Origin of the sequence: Salmonella sp. SA15303, from assembly GCF_029962125.1 — a bacterium.
GTDB classification, from domain to species: Bacteria; Pseudomonadota; Gammaproteobacteria; order Enterobacterales; family Enterobacteriaceae; genus Salmonella; species Salmonella enterica.
This window is the reverse complement of sequence record NZ_CP123924.1, coordinates 1951215-1969513: the sequence shown is the minus strand read 5'-3', so window position 1 is coordinate 1969513 and position 18299 is coordinate 1951215. Positions and strand designations below refer to the sequence as shown.

14 protein-coding genes, 3 tRNA genes and 3 pseudogenes are annotated in these 18299 nt (G+C 42.8%); 8 read left to right on the top strand and 12 right to left on the bottom strand.

Annotated elements, in window-relative coordinates; genetic code table 11:
* Window positions 1-383 precede the first annotated feature (383 nt).
* Window positions 384-1580, top strand: coding sequence for a porin OmpS1 (gene ompS1 / locus QEN31_RS09495; RefSeq protein ID WP_001080680.1), 1197 nt, complete (start codon window positions 384-386; stop codon window positions 1578-1580).
* Window positions 1581-1840: 260 nt separating this feature from the next.
* Here the strand turns inward: ompS1 and ymcF are convergent, their stop codons facing one another.
* The 4 genes and pseudogenes from ymcF to QEN31_RS09475 all read right to left on the bottom strand — a co-directional run bounded on the left by ymcF (window position 1841) and on the right by QEN31_RS09475 (window position 5379).
* The gene (gene ymcF, locus QEN31_RS09490; protein WP_024131109.1) at window positions 1841-2029 is read right to left on the bottom strand and encodes a cold shock small protein YmcF; all 189 of its coding nucleotides are present in this window, start codon (window positions 2027-2029) and stop codon (window positions 1841-1843) included.
* A gap of 10 nt (window positions 2030-2039) precedes the next feature.
* A complete protein-coding gene (cspE, locus tag QEN31_RS09485; protein ID WP_000208509.1) occupies window positions 2040-2252 on the bottom strand; it encodes a transcription antiterminator/RNA stability regulator CspE in 213 nt (70 codons plus the stop codon).
* Window positions 2253-2706: 454 nt separating this feature from the next.
* Window positions 2707-3891 (bottom strand): annotated as a pseudogene (locus QEN31_RS09480) (Y-family DNA polymerase); the annotation flags it as partial.
* Window positions 3892-4290: 399 nt separating this feature from the next.
* Window positions 4291-5379, bottom strand: coding sequence for a hypothetical protein (locus QEN31_RS09475; protein WP_001459672.1), 1089 nt, complete (start codon window positions 5377-5379; stop codon window positions 4291-4293).
* A 435-nt stretch (window positions 5380-5814) separates the two neighbouring features.
* Here QEN31_RS09475 and QEN31_RS09470 point away from each other — a divergent pair, with 435 nt between their 5' ends.
* Together QEN31_RS09470 and QEN31_RS09465 are read left to right on the top strand one after the other, a co-directional pair.
* A complete protein-coding gene (locus QEN31_RS09470) occupies window positions 5815-6915 on the top strand; it encodes a PIN domain-containing protein (RefSeq protein WP_031619804.1) in 1101 nt (366 codons plus the stop codon).
* A gap of 1 nt (window position 6916) precedes the next feature.
* On the top strand, window positions 6917-7876 hold the full coding sequence (locus QEN31_RS09465) for a bacteriophage abortive infection AbiH family protein (RefSeq protein WP_011264071.1): 960 nt from the start codon (window positions 6917-6919) through the stop codon (window positions 7874-7876).
* Window positions 7877-8131: 255 nt separating this feature from the next.
* Here QEN31_RS09465 and QEN31_RS09460 read toward each other — a convergent pair whose 3' ends face one another.
* The 7 genes and pseudogenes from QEN31_RS09460 to QEN31_RS09430 form a co-directional block, all read right to left on the bottom strand.
* Entirely contained in the window at window positions 8132-8572 is a 441-nt protein-coding gene (locus tag QEN31_RS09460; RefSeq protein WP_099949652.1) for a hypothetical protein, read from the bottom strand.
* Window position 8573: 1 nt separating this feature from the next.
* Window positions 8574-10565 carry a hypothetical protein gene (locus tag QEN31_RS09455; RefSeq protein ID WP_011264069.1) on the bottom strand — a complete coding sequence of 664 codons (1992 nt, stop codon included), beginning with the start codon at window positions 10563-10565 and terminating at the stop codon, window positions 8574-8576.
* Complete coding sequence (locus tag QEN31_RS09450) at window positions 10562-12412, bottom strand: hypothetical protein (protein ID WP_099949651.1); 1851 nt, start codon at window positions 12410-12412, stop codon at window positions 10562-10564. Before QEN31_RS09450 ends, QEN31_RS09455 begins: the two co-directional genes overlap by 4 nt.
* Window positions 12412-13941, bottom strand: a complete 1530-nt coding sequence (locus QEN31_RS09445) for a tyrosine-type recombinase/integrase (protein WP_001459668.1) — start codon at window positions 13939-13941, stop codon at window positions 12412-12414. The genes QEN31_RS09450 and QEN31_RS09445 overlap by 1 nt, the downstream gene beginning before the upstream one ends.
* Before the next feature lie 100 nt (window positions 13942-14041).
* A pseudogene (locus QEN31_RS09440) lies at window positions 14042-14140 on the bottom strand (Y-family DNA polymerase); the annotation flags it as partial.
* A gap of 2 nt (window positions 14141-14142) precedes the next feature.
* Window positions 14143-14562, bottom strand: coding sequence for a translesion error-prone DNA polymerase V autoproteolytic subunit (locus tag QEN31_RS09435; RefSeq protein ID WP_000394196.1), 420 nt, complete (start codon window positions 14560-14562; stop codon window positions 14143-14145).
* Between the two features lie 590 nt (window positions 14563-15152).
* Window positions 15153-15242 (bottom strand) — tRNA-Ser (locus QEN31_RS09430).
* A gap of 88 nt (window positions 15243-15330) precedes the next feature.
* On the opposite strand from QEN31_RS09430, the gene mtfA reads away from it, so the two are divergent.
* The 5 genes and pseudogenes from mtfA to QEN31_RS09405 all read left to right on the top strand — a co-directional run bounded on the left by mtfA (window position 15331) and on the right by QEN31_RS09405 (window position 17911).
* Entirely contained in the window at window positions 15331-16128 is a 798-nt protein-coding gene (gene mtfA, locus QEN31_RS09425; protein ID WP_000598920.1) for a DgsA anti-repressor MtfA, read from the top strand.
* 100 nt (window positions 16129-16228) lie between these two features.
* Window positions 16229-16304 (top strand) — tRNA-Asn (locus tag QEN31_RS09420).
* A 167-nt stretch (window positions 16305-16471) separates the two neighbouring features.
* Window positions 16472-16777: pseudogene (locus tag QEN31_RS09415) on the top strand (Arm DNA-binding domain-containing protein); the annotation flags it as partial.
* 421 nt (window positions 16778-17198) lie between these two features.
* A tRNA-Asn gene (locus QEN31_RS09410) sits at window positions 17199-17274 on the top strand.
* A 163-nt stretch (window positions 17275-17437) separates the two neighbouring features.
* Window positions 17438-17911 (top strand): peptidase, encoded by a 474-nt coding sequence (locus QEN31_RS09405; protein WP_001219015.1) that lies wholly within the window; start codon window positions 17438-17440, stop codon window positions 17909-17911.
* A gap of 97 nt (window positions 17912-18008) precedes the next feature.
* Here the strand turns inward: QEN31_RS09405 and QEN31_RS09400 are convergent, their stop codons facing one another.
* Window positions 18009-18143 (bottom strand): hypothetical protein, encoded by a 135-nt coding sequence (locus QEN31_RS09400; RefSeq protein WP_001524547.1) that lies wholly within the window; start codon window positions 18141-18143, stop codon window positions 18009-18011.
* Window positions 18144-18299: the final 156 nt, after the last annotated feature.

Below are 18299 nucleotides of genomic sequence, written 5' to 3'. Positions count from 1 at the left end.
AAGTGTCAGAATGATTCGGTTATTAGCCTTTTATCATTTATTTTATCATTACCCACATTACCGGCATTTATGCCGGTTTTTTTTATGTTTTTTCATAATCAAAGCATCAAATACATATAAAAAACAAATTATATTCACACCAACAACCATCAAATCAAAAAACATAACCCATTGATAAAAAATGATAATTATAGAATATATATTCTTAGTTACTTATATAGTCTGTATTATAAAAAACCAAACAGAAACAAATTGAAATATTTTAAATACCTTTGTTACATGTTATTTTTTAAATTCCATGAACTTCATAGAATAGTATCAATTTGTAGTTTTGTTGAAGTGGCTACATATTCATATAAATTATTATCATAAGGGAATACATAATGAACAGAAAAGTTCTGGCACTGCTTGTCCCGGCGTTATTAGTGGCAGGCGCAGCAAATGCGGCTGAAGTTTATAATAAAAATGGCAACAAACTCGACCTGTACGGCAAAGTTGATGGTCTGCGTTACTTCTCTGACAATGCAGGCGACGACGGCGACCAGTCCTACGCCCGTTTTGGCTTTAAAGGCGAAACGCAGATTAACGATATGCTGACCGGCTATGGTCAGTGGGAATACAACATTAAGGTAAACACCACCGAAGGCGAAGGTGCAAACTCCTGGACTCGTCTGGGCTTTGCCGGTCTGAAATTCGGCGAGTACGGCTCTTTCGATTATGGCCGTAACTATGGTGTTATCTACGACATTGAAGCCTGGACCGATGCGCTGCCGGAATTCGGCGGTGACACTTATACCCAGACCGATGTCTATATGCTGGGCAGAACCAACGGCGTTGCTACCTACCGTAATACCGACTTCTTCGGTCTGGTGGAAGGCCTGAACTTCGCGTTGCAGTACCAGGGTAATAATGAAGATCCTGGCGCAGGCGAAGGAACAGCCAACGGCAGCGATGCAGATAGTGGTACTCGCAAACTGGCCCGTGAAAACGGCGACGGTTTCGGTATGTCTACCTCCTACGACTTTGACTTCGGGTTAAGCCTGGGTGCGGCCTACTCTTCCTCTGACCGTACGGACAATCAGGTTGCTAGTGGGCGTGGTGATGGCCATCATTACTATGGCAATAGCTATGCCGGCGGTGAAACTGCCGAAGCCTGGACCGTAGGTGTCAAATATGACGCCTATAACGTATACCTGGCGGCCATGTACGCTGAAACCCGCAACATGACCTATTATGGCGGCGGCGATGGCGGTGATGGCGGTATCGCTAACAAAACCCAGAACTTTGAAGTGGTTGCACAGTATCAGTTCGATTTCGGTCTGCGTCCGTCCATCGCCTACTTGCAGTCTAAGGGCAAAGATTTAGGCGGCCAGGATATGGATAGCCGTGGTAACTATCGTTACACCGACAAAGATCTGGTTAAATATGTTGACGTTGGTATGACTTACTACTTCAACAAAAATATGTCCACCTACGTTGATTATAAAATCAACCTGCTGGACGAAGATGATGACTTCTACGCAAACAACGGTATTGCAACCGATGATATCGTAGGTGTTGGTCTGGTCTACCAGTTCTAAGACGCTTTATGTTATTCAAGCCCGTGCTTAGCGCGGGCTTGTTATTATAGGGTAAGAATTAAATAACGGATAACGGCGCAAAGACAGGTTGACCTGGTTTCATCGGATAGATGAAGACAACATCGCTTTTTTCAGGCGCTGTCTGCAAGAGAAATAACACTTTTGGGGAAAGGAAAATGCCACTATAGATGATGGATGTCAGCGTCTATAGATGATAATCATCCGGGCATAAAAAAGCTCCTGTACGGAGCTAATATGAATTATTTTCTAAAATCTGGCGGAACCTGCCCTGAGCGAATGTATAATCCAACATTATCAAAAGTGATCATGGTTGACTTACAAAAAATACATTTCGCGCCAAACGGGTTTTGCTCAGTAACATCGAATGTCGATGTTCTGTATTGTGAACCATGGCAACATGGACACCGGAAGTGAATTTTATTAGTAATATCAGTTGCCTTAAAGCGCCACAACGTTGACCGCTGATGGACCTTTTGGTCCCTGCTCTACTGAAAACTCCACTTCCTGATTTTCATTCAGAGTGCGGAATTCATTACTTTGAATGGCTGAAAAATGCACAAACACATCTTTGCTGCCATCTTTAGGCGTAATGAAACCAAAGCCCTTTTCAGGGTTAAACCATTTTACTAAACCAGTGATTTTCGTCGTCATAATATTGTTACCTTTCGAATGAGCCCTTGGGCAAAATGGCCTGAAGAAAATTATCAGAGAGAAAAAAACCTAAAGGAGATCTCAAGAGGAACAAATGATGAGAAATATTACAATCACTACTTCAGATAAGTTTGTATCAAACCGCACAACCATTAACGCATGGTTAACTGAACATAGCAAGCTTTAGTTTTGTTAAAAAAATATTAATTGTTTTTTAGCATTATCACGCTGATTGCCATACTCTTTTTATTCATGCCTGTCGCTACGGCTGAAACCTGGCGTAAATAAGTGACGTCTCACAACGCCTGCCGGGCAATAAACGCGCCACATTTTCTGATGTCGTAAACCAGGATACATGCGCCTCATCGTGAGAGGTTCCTGTGATCTTGTGCGACCAAAACCGGTTAGAGAACGGGGATGATTTGGCAACCATCTCAGGCATTGATCGCACAAGTTACTTAACACGCAGTAGATCAGAGTATCTTGTGGTGTACCGAGGCGAAAGCATTTCTCGCTTCATAGCCCACTGTTGCGACATCCCCTGCCCGGCGAAGTACAGCGTCCCCTTCCCGTCTTTTGCGTTAAGATGGTCCAGTACTTCCATCAACTTCGCACTACCGGCGCGCGGCGCGTTATCGTCGAAAAGGTTGAGTTGCGCTACGCCCTGACTGAAGAAGTCACCCAGCATCACCCCCGCTTTCTGGTAGCGATGGCCGTCGCGCCATATTTTATCCAGGCATTTCACAGCCGCATTGATAATGTCACGTGAATCCTGCGTGGGGGTGAGAAGCGTCACCGCGGCGCTGTTACCGTAGTAGGGCTCGTTCAGGGCAAAGGGTGATGTTTTGACGAATGTTGAAATGAAACGGCAGTACTGGTGCTCGCCGCGGAGTTTTTCTGCCGCGCGCGCAGCGTAGCTGTAAACAGCCTGGCGCATTTCCTCATAGTCTGTGACCCGCTCGCCGAAAGAGCGACTACAAACGATTTCCTGCTTTGCCGGCGCAAACTCTTCGAGCTCCAGACATGGCTCTCCGCGAAGCTCTCTCACGGTACGCTCCAGCACGACATTGAAGTGTTTCCTGATGATCCAGGTACTTTGTTCAGAGAGATCGAGAGCAGTCTTGATGCCCAGGGCATTGAGCTTCTTACTGATGCGCCTGCCGACACCCCAGACATCCTCCACGGGTATCAGGGCCAGCAGCCGACGCTGGCGATCGATGTTCGACAAGTCAACCACCCCGTCGGTCTGGCGCTGCCACTTTTTCGCAGCATGGTTAGCCAGCTTGGCAAGGGTTTTCGTCTGGGCAATGCCTACACCGACAGTCAGGTGCGTGCGCTTCAGGACCGTCGCTCTTATCTCGCGCCCGAAATCTGTCAGATCCCGGCAGTTTCGTACCCCCGTCAGATCACAAAAGGCCTCATCAATGCTGTAAATTTCTACCCGCGGCACCATCTCCTCGAGTGTGGTCATTACCCGGTTCGACATATCAGCGTAAAGCTCGTAATTACTGCTGAAGCAAACAACACCGGATCGCCGGAAGCGTTCTTTCTGTTTGAAGTATGGCTCACCTGGTGCGATACCGAGCTGTTTCGCCTCGGCGCTACACGCGATAACGCAGCCATCGTTATTCACCGTTACACGTTTTACACCCTAAAATGTTATGAAAAACCTTTCTGAACAAAGCCTGTAGCCTGATTTGTGTAATTCTCACCGATATGAAGCAATAAGTTGAGAATTTTTTAATATGGGGCTCATTAATTCTCAACAATTAAGTGTGGCATAACATTAATGTCTAAAACTTCTCAGTCTCGCATGCCAGATTGGTTCGTAGTCGTCGAGTGGTGATTGTGACAATAAAGATCGAAACTTATGCTTTATCAACATGGCTATCTTAGATAAGTGTGCCAACAAAGTTTGAAACACACTTTTGCCCCATTATGAGTTACAACCCAAAGTTCAAACAGTGATGTTGAGGTAACTTTGATATACAAAAAGTAATGAACAGCAAAAGATAAAAGCTGAGCCAATTTGTTCACACTATTCAGTTAGCATGAGCTTTGCTTTAAGAAACGTAAGTTTGATGTCATCAGTTTTGGTGAACTTGAACTTACCGTCAGTAGAAGCGTTAAACCTTTCAAAATAGTATTCAAGTAGCGGATCGTACCTGCCACCGTGAACCCAAGTGTAGAACTTACCAAGTTCATAACGTAACTCTTTATCAAGTTCAGATCTTATTCTCAGCTCACTATCGTTTGCTAGGTCAACGATGTTCATTTCTTGAAGGTTCGTCTTAATCTCTTCAATCAGAGGTAGGAGGGATTCTTTATACTTATCAGCCAATGGTACAAGGTCAGCGTCAGTTACTTCCGCTTCAAAAATCATAATCAGGTCGTCAATCTCCCCGTTATAGTAATCGTTATCTAATCGTTTTTCTGACTCAGTACGAAGAACATAGAGTTGTTCTAAAGGATCTAATTTAGTCTCAATTTTTTCTTTTGAAAGTTTGTGTTGATACTCAACAAACAGCGTTTCAATCCTATCAGCAATAACATCAAGATACTCATATCGAATTCTGAGAAATTCCAACAGCTCATTGATATTGAGGTTTAACGTTAGGTCTTCTTTACCCACATCTCGACTGTACAAATGAACACTCAAATCGCCAGTGTTGAAATGACTTTGAAATGGCCAACTTGCGAAACGCTTTGAGTTTTCTTGATTCAGATTTACGGGGTGAGCACCGAAACACGCCCTGATAGTTTTAAAATAATTATTATCATCTTCATTAGCGAAGAGGCGATCTTTGAAACATTTCTTTTCACCATAAAACGGATCTTTCTTATCAGTTATAAACACTCGATGGAGTTGTTTTATTGACTCGAAAATAAGGTCTATTGAAGAGATCAGAGAGTAGACCTGCATACATCTACTATCTATGTTCTTGTCAAACTCAGGCGCATTTTCTAAGTGGCGAACAGAGACAGAGATCCAATCCATAGCAGAGCAAACGAGGTTAAAAAGATTCTTACCACCTTTATCTTTGTATATTTGATACACAAAGCTAGAGTTTGAGTTAACTAAGTCTCGAAAATCACTGATTTTATCGTCACTAACAACGTTTCTCATTCTCTAATCGCCTTCTAACCAATTGAAAATATTATGAAGAATGGCAAAAATGATAGTGATAGTTCTTCAATTCTTCAACTTCTTTTTTGATTTGAAGTGAAGTGATACGCTGGGTTTTGTCACTTAGTTAGATTTGAACGATGAGGATCTCTAGCCAGTTGTATTGCTAGGCATTATCCGAAGACAAATAGAAGAACTGAACCTCGAAGTAACTTTTATCCTAGGACGTGCTGAAGCTGGTCTCCGCAAACTTGTGATCTAGGCCAACACGCCTTTGCCCCCAAAACATTTAAAGCTATCCCTCATCACACCTTGCTAACTCGTTACTTGCCCGAATTTTTGTAATGAGCCAATATGCTATTAGTTGGTTATCCACTTAATTGTTTTATCAATTTATTTGATGACAATTTACACCATGTGTTCAAGGTATTGATTATGGAATTACAGACAAGGCTAGTTTTTATCGATACAAGCGCTTTTGAAAAGAAAAACTATCAATTTGGGCAACACGCTCTTGGTCGTCTTCAAGAACTAATTGAGGATGAGAAAATCCACTTGCTCATTACTGATGTGACAAGGAAAGAGATCGACTCCCATCTCAAACACAAATCTGAAGAAGCAGCTTCTATGATAAAGAAGATGCAAAGAGATGCGATGTTCCTAAGAAACACCCCCGACCTTGATTGTCATGGCATCTTCACCAAGATTAAAGGTGATGATATTTATGCTGTTATCAGTGAAAAATTTGATGATTTCGTCGAAAACGGCTACGTCGAAACAATTGATGTAAGCACTGTTAACCCTCAAGTTGTATTTGATGCTTACTTTAACAACCTTCCTCCTTTTGGCAAAGAATCAAAAAAGCACGAGTTTCCTGATGCATTTGCGCTAGAAGCTATTAAACAGGTGAGCTTGGCTAGAGGATATTCAGCCTATATCGTTAGTGACGACGGCGATATGAAATCATTCTGTGAGAAAGAAGATAACTTCATTCATCTTGAAAATGTCGATGACCTAATTGACTTGATTGTTCGAAGCGACAAAGCGTACGAAGAACCAGCCAAATTTGCTGATGAAATATTCGAACAACTCCTAGAACAAATCAAAGCGGATGCCCTGCAAGCTCTCGAAGATGGCGAGTTCAACTATGAAAACGCAGATCCTTTCGATGAGACTATCAATTCTATAGAAATCAACTCGGTGAATGTTGGGAAGAAAAACTTACAGAATGTCGATGCCGAGTGGGCTGAATACGAAGTAGAATTTGAGGTGGTTGTTACGGCAGATTATCGATTCTCAGATTATGACCGTTCACCTTGGGACCCTGAAGACAAGCAATATGTATTCGTCTTGAGTAATGAGTCAACAGTAAAACACAAAGAAACATACACTGCCCACATAACACTTGCCTATACCGATGGATTAAAAGCTAACGCATACATTGAAGAGTTTTACTTCCAAGATACATATTTTGAGCTGACTGATAATGACTCCGAAGTCATTAGCTTCAAAGAACTAGATATCAACGGTGAATGACATGAAGCTATATGTAATAGGTAATGGCTTTGATGTTCATCATGGCCTTGACACTAGGTATACATCTTTTGGGCTTTATCTCAAAAATAACTACTGGGAAACTTATGAGCTATTGCTCGACTATTACGGGTTTGCTGACTTAGACCCAGATTTTCCAACAACAATGTCAGACCCTTTATGGTCTGAATTTGAAACGAGTATGTCACTGCTTGATAAAGATTCAGTTTTGGAAGCAAACATGGATGCAATGCCAAACTATTCTTCAGATGACTTTCGAGACAGAGACCGATACACGCTTGAAATTGAGATGGAGCGAATACTTGGCCTTCTAACCACTGAACTGTATAAAGCATTCAAAGAGTTCATTTTGGCTGTACAGTTTCCTCAGTTTGATCACAGCCGATCAGTAAACATTGATAGAGACGCTGTTTACCTCACATTCAACTACACAGATACGCTTTCTCAATACTACGCAATCCCCGATAAGAACGTGCTATTCATTCACGGGAAAGCCGATGAACATATTGATGAGTTAATTCTCGGTCATGGTGTTGATCCTGAAAATTTCAAAGAGAAACCTGCCGAACCACCATCAGGATTGAGTGATGAAGATTTAGAACGTTGGATGGAATATCAATCTGATCAATATGACTACTCATTCGAGCGTGGTAAGGATGCGGTCAATCAGTATTTCTCAGCAACTTTCAAGGGAACAGACCAGATCATAAAAAACAATGAAGACTTCTTTGCAAAGCTCGGCAATATTGATGAAGTATATGTTCTCGGTCACTCATTAGCTGACGTAGATTTACCCTACTTCAAGAAGTTGGAGCAATCAGTCAGACCTGATGCTAAATGGGTTGTAACTTTTTATGACCCTGATGATGAGAAAGTACACGGTGAAACTCTAACAGGACTTGGAATAGCCAACGTTGCAGTTGTCAGAATGGAACAGATCTAAGCAAAAGCCTGAAATATCATTAGCGATTGTGGTGGATTCTAACATTGTTTTTTCTAAATTTTGCTTATGCGAAGAATTCAATTTTGAACATCAGCTCTAACTCGAAATTGTCCAGAAACGTGTTTTATAAAATGGCAGTCCAAACACAAAAGAACCAGCCAAATGAACCCCGAAAAGTTTTAATCTTTAATGTAAAAGTTTCAGACATTGGTGTCAGAGTCACGATCTTATTGTCCACCGACATTAAGGCAATAGTTATTGAGAGATCTTCACAACATTTTGTACATTAAGTTGTTCTTGTAATTCATACAGCCTGAACATCAAAGAACTAATTTGTGTTTCTAATTCTTTGTTTATAGTTTTTAGATCATCTCGCTCTTGGCGGTATTGCTCTTTAAGTTTGACTTCTTTCTTCATTCTGGCTTTATGCTTTTCTTTCTCAGTTAGATTCTGCTTGTTTTGTGATAGTTTCGCTTTGACGGGATCGTAATTAGCGTTAAACGACTCAATGGCTGGGTTTGCTTCATTTTCAATAAAATCTTTAAATTTGTGTATGTAACTGTTACCAAGTCCAGCTTCGTTATTTATTTTATTAAGGGTTAATTTACCTGAAGGTGAAACATTTTGTGGCTTGCCCGAAATTAGGCGTTCTAAAGCTGCTCGCAATCTCGCTAATGCTTTTCCTGATTTTCTCATATTAACCTCTACTGGTTGCGATTATGCCTTTGATATTATCCTCAAAGGCTGTGACTTTAATTCCATGGTTGATAATCAATGACTCATTTATTTTTATCTTTTGCTTAACTCCGATAAGTATACTTTTCATCATAGGGTCGCCATTATTCAAATCTCGAAATGTATTTATTAGCCGCTTATTTTGACGTTGAGTTCTTTTGGCCTCCTTGTCTGTGATTATCTGATGTTCGCATGGTTTAATTTCAGCGGAGAACTCGCCAATACCACACACTCTACTGCAAGACGAATTAGTGCAGTATCCGCCTGTAGGTAGCTTGACAATAGAAAGCGTGCCATTGCGAACTAGGGACTCAATTTCAGTCCGCGTCATATATACCTTGTCTCCAGAGCGTAGTTTTTCAAACTTATCCTTGGCTATTCGTTCTCCACCTAGCCCACTTAGCGTTTCTGAATCGTTGTATATTTCATCAAACATATCGACTGCAATGTTAACCCCTTCTTCATGCAATAGTTGGATTAAGTCAGAGTCTAATAAGACATCTTCGAAGTACTGAAGTTGGGCGTTTTTGCCGTAATATTCGGACATGTTTATATTTCTGTGTTTATATTGAAACTTGATTGTTGACGTTGTTCCAAATCCATAACGCTTAAAGAATACTGCGAATGTTCGTCTAAAGTCATGAGCACTGATCTTAGGTAAGAATTGACCTTCTTTGAGTTCTCCGTGCCATGAAGGGTTAAGGGTATTGAATGAATCAACATCTTCTTTTGTTGCTTTAATATTTAGTTGTTCCAAATAAGACTTGAGGTTTTTTGAGCGTGCAGCCGTTGAGCTGTAGTTGGTCTTTTTAGAGCCTCCTAGTGTTACTGGCAGAAATACAGACTCTAGCACCCGTAAGGTTTTTTTGTACTCATCTAAATTGATCTTTTGTTCAGTGTATTGCTTGTTCACATCATCTATGTAGGTTGTGCGAAGATATGCTGTGCAGTCATAGGCTAACTCAAGTGCATCTTTAGATATGCGGTGTGTTTGCCATACTTCTTTTTTAGGAATACCATTGACTGTTTTAGTAGTTTCACCTTTCAAAAAGCATATGTTATCGCCGTGTTCTCCTTCCCTTTCTTCGTAACTATCTTTAGTAAAGCTATTTAACTCTCCAACTCTTACACCGCTAAATGCCAGTAAAACTATCGCACAGGGAGTCAGAATATTAGAAATGTTTGTGCCGTCACGAGTAAGCTTAAAATCAGGAATGTTATGACCTATCTTCCGAATTCTATTACGAGTCCTGTCGTTTATCTGGCCTAGAGAAGACGATCTGTCTTTTCGATTTTTTTCTTCGTCGTATATAGTCTGAATTCGGTTCATAAGAGCCGATATTTCATGACGATGGGGGTGCAGTGACTCTACTGTTGAGATAGCATCATTAAGTATTTGTTGGTAGATATTCGTTGGAATTGCAATGTATTGCTTGGTTGGCTTTATACTTTGTATGTTTAAGCTTTTTATCGTTACAATCCTATGGCACAGGTTCAGGCTATTTAGCAGACCAAAAGTGGTTACTACATTGTTGATTAGTGTTTGAGAAAGGCTCCTTTTAATTGCTAGCTCACTGAAAGATTTCTTGAATTGCTTGAATATTCTGTCGTCTGATAGAAGGTTCCAGTTACACTCGCCAAGGCTTTGAACAATATATTTCAGCCCATTCTTCCAGTGTTGAAGTTGTCCGATAGTTGGATGCGTTTTGTTCTTTTGTTTATATTCATCCATGATGTATGCGAGTGTGGACTGAATGTACTTGCGGTATTTCATGTCAATCCGTGAAAAAGAGATATCTGTTAGACCACCAACGCCTACTTGAATAGCGCCGCTAAACTTCCACTTTTTATCAAAAATGTAGCTTTCAACACTGCCATCACTGTAACTACTTACTGGTATGTTTTCGTCATAATCTGGTACTGAAGCTAAATTATGTTTTAATACTGAGATCATGAAAACACCTCATGCAGATCATTTAGACTGTAGATATTCGAATACAAGGGGTGTGATGTTTGTTTTTGTAGCTCATAGGCTTGCTTATAATTTTCTGGAGATTTATCTCTAAATCCTCCTAGAATAGTTTCAATGGTGTTTAATAGTGTATTCATTTTCTTAGGTGGCATTGAGTTAATTGCAGGTGTTACTTCAAGCTCTTGTAATGTTTCCTTGAATGACATCATTAGCCATATATCTGTTACATCAGAGACCAATGAATGGTGCTCACACTCAAAGCAATCAAGAAAGCTGGTGCAAGCTTCTTCATCAGAATTCATTTCAACTCCGATACGCTCTAGCATTTTATTTATGGTTTTTACAGCACCTTGTTTATTATCATTACAACGTATCCCTGTAGGGGTTCTTGCTTCATGAGACCTGTTAGAGCCCTCTCTCAGTGCTTCATACTCATAATGATCAAGAATGTTTGAATGTTTGTATTTAGCCTCTTCAACTGCGGTGTTGATATCAACGCCTTTAGCGTTGGAAAATTTAGCATCCATTGCCGCATTTAATTTTTTTTCGTGCTCTCCAGATGTCCCATATAAATACTGTGATGAAACAACTTTAATGCTGTTGTTTGCCGACATTGCAACAAGATAAACAGACTCTGTTGCTTGAAACAGAGTGTCCATTTTGGTTTTTCTGAGTATTGAAGGGGTTATTTTAGGGAAGTCCAGTCTGGTCAATAGTTTGTTGATGCTTGCATGGGGGGAACTACCTATTTCAGAGTAAAGCTTTATCTGACCATCTTTACTATAGTAGGGGAAGAGAGGGCTGTTGCTATCACCATTTGCCATGCTTTTAGCTACATTTAACCAGCTTTCAATGAAGTCCTTTGCGTGTTTACTGAAACCAAGTGCGTTATCTTGCTCTTGGTGTTGAGCTCTACCTTTCACGGAATTCAGAATGTACTTTCCACCCTGCACCTCTTTGAAATTAACGTCTGAAATTTTCATCTTAGCTAAAGGCGTTGTATTCATTCCCGTAAACAAATAGCACAGCATCATTGCTATTTTTGTGATGGGGTTGTTTTTATGCCCTGAGCTGGGTTGTACTGCTCTTGAAAACGCAGCAAAATGGGCAACTCTGTCACTGCCTTTTATCCCTTTTTTTTGGGCTATTAGTTCTAGCAATTCTTTATCATAAAGCGGATGTTTTTCAGGCATTGTGCCAGCATTATAGTGTTCTAAAAGCTTAAAGTACGAGTTAAAAAACCTTTTTGTGATCGGTTTTAATTCTCTCTCAATATCAAGACTTTTGTGGGGTGTCGTGTGTCCTGAAACATTTGATATTTTAGGAAGTCTTTTGGTATCCTGCGTCCTATTTAATTGCTTTAAAAGCCATGAAATATTTGTTCTGTGCCTCCCCCAGACAGGTCGAGAAAGTAATCCCTTACTGTTTTGCCTCCCACACCATGTCATGAATCCATCAATTAGTTCCCAGTGAAACATGTCTTTATCGATTAATTCAGTGTCGTTACTATCATCCACCCACCTAACGTATTTTATTAGCGTTTCATATCTAGAGGCTGTGGTAGAGGTGACGTTCTCACTTAGCAAAGAGTATATTTGACGCACAAAACTGCTTCGTTTCATGTCAGTGAACTGACTAGTTTCAACCTTTCTGAAACCTCGAAACAATACTGGACAGGCTTTAAAAGCAAACCTTTCAAAACGAAGAATACTGCCGTTTACACATATAACCATATCGGCTAAATGTAAGGTTTTAACTTCGGCCTTGCCTTTTATTAAGTTTTTACCTGGAAGTAGATATTTTCTCTTTCTGGTATTATGTTTTGGCATTATTGGCTCTCCATACCACTTATATCAGCATCTTCAAATGCACCTATAAATTCAAGGATATCTTCATAAATTTCATCGCCTGTAGGTTCGTCTTGAGCGATTTTAAGGTATATTAACGTTACGGACTCTTCACCGTGCCCAAGGCACTCACTCACTAAAGCAAGTGCTTTGTCAGGAGTTACACGCCTCAAAAGGAGCCTAAAAAGTGATACCGCAAATGTAGCTCTAAGATTGTGTATAGTTGCTGTTAGGTTAAACCCAGACAATATATTTACAGTGGCTCTAATTTCATTCCATCTGGCGTTGGCCTCGGGAAGTTTAGTGAAAAGTGGGACACCAGTTTGGCTAATGAATAAATACTCTTTTGTATCATCTACTCCATCCTCCCCATCAAAGTATCCTAGTTCGCCTTTTTGACGCTTAAGTTCACAATGTTCTTTGAATTTCGAGATACGCTTCTTATATCTATCACTTCTAGTGTATTCGTACAAAAGGTGCATAATTCGGGTGGGGATGATTGTTTGCCTAGATTTATTACCTGATCCAGCGGTTTTTGTTAATGAGCCGTATTGACCGCCAACACCAAGCTTCATTGCTTTCTTATCTTCACCAGGCTTTGCCACTTGACCTTTGTGAAGGCTAGCCACTTCTTCCTTTCTAAGCCCTGTGTATCGTGCGACAAGAAAGAACAGGCAATATTCAATTGATAAGTTGGAAGTAGTTGTTTCACCAGCAACTTTTTTGATAACTCGACGTGTATTGGTGAGAATATCCTCTACGGCAAGCCATTCTTTATTTGTTAGGGGTTTTAAATCTCGTCTAGCTGATGATAGTGCGCCACCGTCATTACGTTTAGATTTTCCTAAATTCAACCGCAGATCTGTTGTGTGTATATCTTTACTCAAGTAGGCACCGATGCTTGTACTGCCTCCCTGATATTGTATAGAAACAACCTCGTGCTCAAAGGGAGGATTGTTAAACTTGTAGCCATTTCTAATGTGGAAAGAGTAAAACTTAACTACAGCACCCATATATGCAATTGCTGTAGTTCTGGCTATCGCATGGTTTGGGGTGTCAGGCTCAAGTACAGCCTTTATTAGAGCCTCTCGGTATTGGTACGTAGCTTTATCACTTTTTCTAAATGGGAATTTATCCCAGCTAGGTCTAGGCAGATCAATAAATTCTTCGTAAAGGTCTTCGTCGTATTCAGAGTCCCACAAGCGCTGTAATTCTAATAAGAATGAAAAGTAGTGAACTAAGCCTTTACTGTATTGTTCTGACTCTTGCTTATTGTCATTTAGGTGGTGTGCTAGTAAAAAGCGATTAACTTGTTCCATTGGTTCGTATGAGACTATATCGCCATTAGTGTTTCTACCAACCAAATTCAACAAAACAACCTTTTTAATATGCTTAGGTTGTTGTCGAGAGTATTTAATAGATAGTTCACCATTTTCATCAGGCGTAATTAGAGGGGTTCTATACGTGAATGGTTTTATTTCTGTTGTTTTGATCTCGTATACGATTGCCATGTGGTGATATCCAATTCATTCAGTCTGTAAACACAATAGTGGACATTCTCACATTGTCAAACGTGTATAGTTAGAGAGTGGAAGTAAAAGTGTATGGGTGATTGTTTGATAACACCACCACCGGTCGGCCACATAAATCAGGACGAAAGACCGTTTCGCAGGAGGCGTAAAAGCTATTAACATCGCAGAGCGCGAACATAATCAACTGACCGCTTTAATGATAAAGGTCACCACCCCGAATATGTCGAGCGTGTCTTCACTGCCGACAGGTATAGGTCGATAGGCGCCGTTCATGGGGATTAACTGCACTGTCGGGCGCAACTGCAACCGTTTTACGGTGAACTCTCCTTCAATTGCCGCAATTACAATGTCACCGTGGTCAGCGTTCCGTGAGCTATCCACCACCAGCAGGTCACCGTCGCTGATGCCTGCTTCAATCATTGAATCCCCCGAGGCTTTGACAAAATATGTTGAGCTGGGATGAGAAACGAGCAACTCATTAAGATCGATACGCTGCTCAATGTAGTCCGCCGCGGGGCTGGGGAATCCACACGGCACTAAGTAACTGAAAAATGGGAGAGGAATAATTTCGCGCAACTCTGTAGGTCTGAAAAATTCCATAATCCATACCTCGAATACTGTTTTTATATACAGTAGTGTTATTTGAACATGCGCGCAAGATACCGGAGTCGCTACGACTGTTTAAATCTTCGTCGCTTCGTTTGTAAGTTTCTCTCTCAGTTCAAATTATGGGTTTTGTAAATTTTCCGGTTGTATTGTCATGTGCGCATATTTAAGCCAGCCTGGAGGCCAGATTTTCTGTACAGCGTCGACAGTCCCGCAGCGTAAGTTATCGCCACGCGCCAGCGCGTTTCCCTCACAGCAATTAATCTTCTGCCCGGCGCCCATGTCTACAGGGGAACATGTCGGGCAACAGGCCGGGTGCGACGATGACCGAGGACGACGGCGTTAAGTCGCCGCGAGTGACATCAATATTAATCCAGATGGGGTACGGCGAAAGAGCGGGGCAGAAAACCAGGAGTTGACTTATGATCGAAAAGTAAAAATAACACCATCCCTGGCCCCCTCTTCTGGCAGAAAAAGCATAAGATGGCGATACGTTTTTCACGTAATATTCTAACAGAATATTCTAAGTGTATTCTAAGTGTGAGACTGATCGCTGAAAGAAGATGAGCTAAGTGTTTGAATTGTGGCGGAGAGAGGGGGATTTGAACCCCCGGTAGAGTTGCCCCTACTCCGGTTTTCGAGACCGGTCCGTTCAGCCGCTCCGGCATCTCTCCGTATATTGCAATGATGCCAGGTAATTTGGCATTTTAACAGACCCTATTCGGGTAATTTTGTTCAAGTGACGAGTTTACGAGCAAAACGATGATTAAGTGGCCCTGGAAAGCACAAGAAATAACCCAGAACGAAGACTGGCCGTGGGATGATGCGCTGGCTATACCTCTTCTGGTAAACCTCACCGCGCAAGAACAGGCTCGGCTTATTGCGCTAGCCGAACGTTTTTTGCAGCAGAAAAGACTGGTAGCGCTACAGGGATTTGAGCTCGACTCGTTAAAAAGTGCACGTATTGCGTTAATTTTTTGCTTACCGATCCTGGAGCTCGGTATTGAGTGGCTTGATGGTTTTCATGAAGTGCTCATTTATCCCGCGCCCTTTGTGGTAGATGATGAATGGGAAGATGACATAGGTCTGGTGCACAGCCAGCGTGTCGTACAGTCGGGGCAAAGCTGGCAACAAGGGCCCATTATTCTGAACTGGCTGGATATCCAGGACTCGTTCGATGCTTCGGGTTTCAATCTCATTATTCATGAAGTCGCGCACAAACTGGATATGCGTAATGGCGATCGCGCCAGCGGCATCCCTTTCATCCCGTTGCGCGATGTGGCTGGCTGGGAACACGATCTCCACGCGGCAATGAATAATATTCAGGATGAAATCGATCTTGTTGGCGAAAGCGCTGCCAGTATAGATGCCTATGCCGCCACCGACCCTGCTGAATGTTTTGCCGTGTTGTCAGAGTATTTTTTCAGCGCGCCAGAACTGTTTGCTCCACGTTTCCCGGCACTATGGCAGCGTTTTTGCCAGTTCTATCGCCAGGATCCTTCTCAGCGCTTACGGGTAAGCGCTGCCGAAGGCGACTACGGCGAGGAATCCGAACATTAATTCCTCACTTTGTGGGTTAATTAACCAATTGAATTGGCGCGTTAATTTTACTGTTGACACGTTATAGCCGGCCCAGTATTATGCGCCTCGTTGAAACAATTCCTCTGTAGTTCAGTCGGTAGAACGGCGGACTGTTAATCCGTATGTCACTGGTTCGAGTCCAGTCAGAGGAGCCAAATTTAGGGAAGCAGACGTTCACTGACGTCTGCTTTCTGCATTTATATCAACTGATTAACCCCTTCTTCAGGTTCACTCTCGTTTACTAAAAACCACTCGAAGCTATACCCTTTTGCTGGTAAAGCTGGTTCGATTTGCGTTTTACCAGCACGCGGAGGGAACCGTCATGTCACTGACTGATACTAAAGTAAAAAATGCCAGACCAGCGGAAAAGGCCGTCAAGCTCGCTGACGGGTTTGGCCTCTATCGATTCAAAATACTGGCAGTCAGGCTATCGCTTTAATGGCAAACAGAAGGTGTTTTCTATTGGGGTTTACCCTGCGGTTTCTCTTGCTGATGCCAGACAACGCCGTGACGAGGTCAAAAGGCTGCTGGATCAGGGGATTGACCCGAACGCAAAAAACAGGCTGATGAAAAAATCCTTCAGGAAAAGCGCGATAAAACCCGCTCGTCCCGTGTCGTCGCCAAAAGCTGATGCACCATAATTCTGCCTATGATATTGACGGAAAACTTTTCGCCTGCACCAGAAATTTATCTGCCATTTCCGCTACCGGCGTCAGACTGCCTGTATCAACCATTTTCACAAAATATTTCACGTCTAAAGTTCATTCTACTCCCTGCCCTTAATCTCTACGGCGTTATGTCTCAGAATTATTTGCCAAGTGCCTGCCAGTTTTTCACGTTTCATCAGACGCTGGTACATAGCCATTGCGGTAAGGTCACAGCATTTGACTTGTGCAATTACAGACAAAGTTGCGCCATGCCGGAGCAAAGTAGGAATTAGATCAAAACTTCAACGCTTTGTTGTTTTTGTCAGCAAACAAACGCGCAACCTTATTTCCCCCTTTGACAAGCCGATCGCACATCGTTACTATGCGCCCCGTTCACACGATTCCTCTGTAGTTCAGTCGGTAGAACGGCGGACTGTTAATCCGTATGTCACTGGTTCGAGTCCAGTCAGAGGAGCCAGATTTTAGTTTCGGGACATCCTGGCGAGTCCGGAGACGTTTAAAAAACAAGAAATTATCTTTACCCGGTTGATCTGATAAGGTTTGCCGGGTTTTTTTGACATCCATAGTTTTTGGGGCTTAATCGGGCCTCACGGTTCGTTGAGTAAATGGAGCCCCCTCCTATGGCATTAACCGATACCGCTGGCGGCACGCAGACCGATCCGGGTACAGGAAAACCGTCAGAAAATCCACCCGCCGCTCCCAATAAGCCCACTCCACCGAAAGAAGAAACGCCGCCCGGCGCGCCGGAGAAATACGCGTTCACCGCCCCTGAAGGTCAGGAACTCGATACCAGCGCGCTGGCGCAGTTCGAACCAGTGGCGCGTGAACTGAACCTGACGCAGGAGCAGGCGCAGAAGCTGGTGGACGTCTATCCGAAAGTGCTGGCGGGAGTGCAACAACAGCAAGCGGAGTCATGGCAGAAGCAAACAGAAGACTGGGCTGCGGCAGTTAAAGCCGATAAAGACATTGGCGGTGACAAGCTGGCGTCTAATCTTGGCGCAGCTCAGCGGGCTATCGACACGTTCGGTACCAAAGAACTGAAAGAGTATCTCGATGGTACCTGCGCCAGATCTCTGGTCAATGCTGCACCGTGACGGAAGCGATTCCACCCGGCACCTGTTACCACATCAGCGCCTTTTACTTTACGGGCTGCGGCCTGCAAAGACGTCCGGCTTTGCTGCCGCGTGACCGTCAATCTGCGCCAGAATCCGCGATCTTTCGCGCCCGGCACTCAACCGGTGCGTCACTTTCGTCGCGCAAAGCGACAAAGTGACGCACAACCACTACACCGCGCCATGCCCCTGTTTTCGGGGTTCCGGCGTTCATTCCCGAATCTGACACGCCTTTTTGGGGCCGCTGTCAGCAAGAAAGAAGAGAAAAAGATCGATACCGAGGGGGGGGCTGATGCCCCGGAGAATTTCTGCTCACGCAGGCAGCCTGTACCGCGTACAGTCTGAAACTCCCTATACCTCAACAAACTGC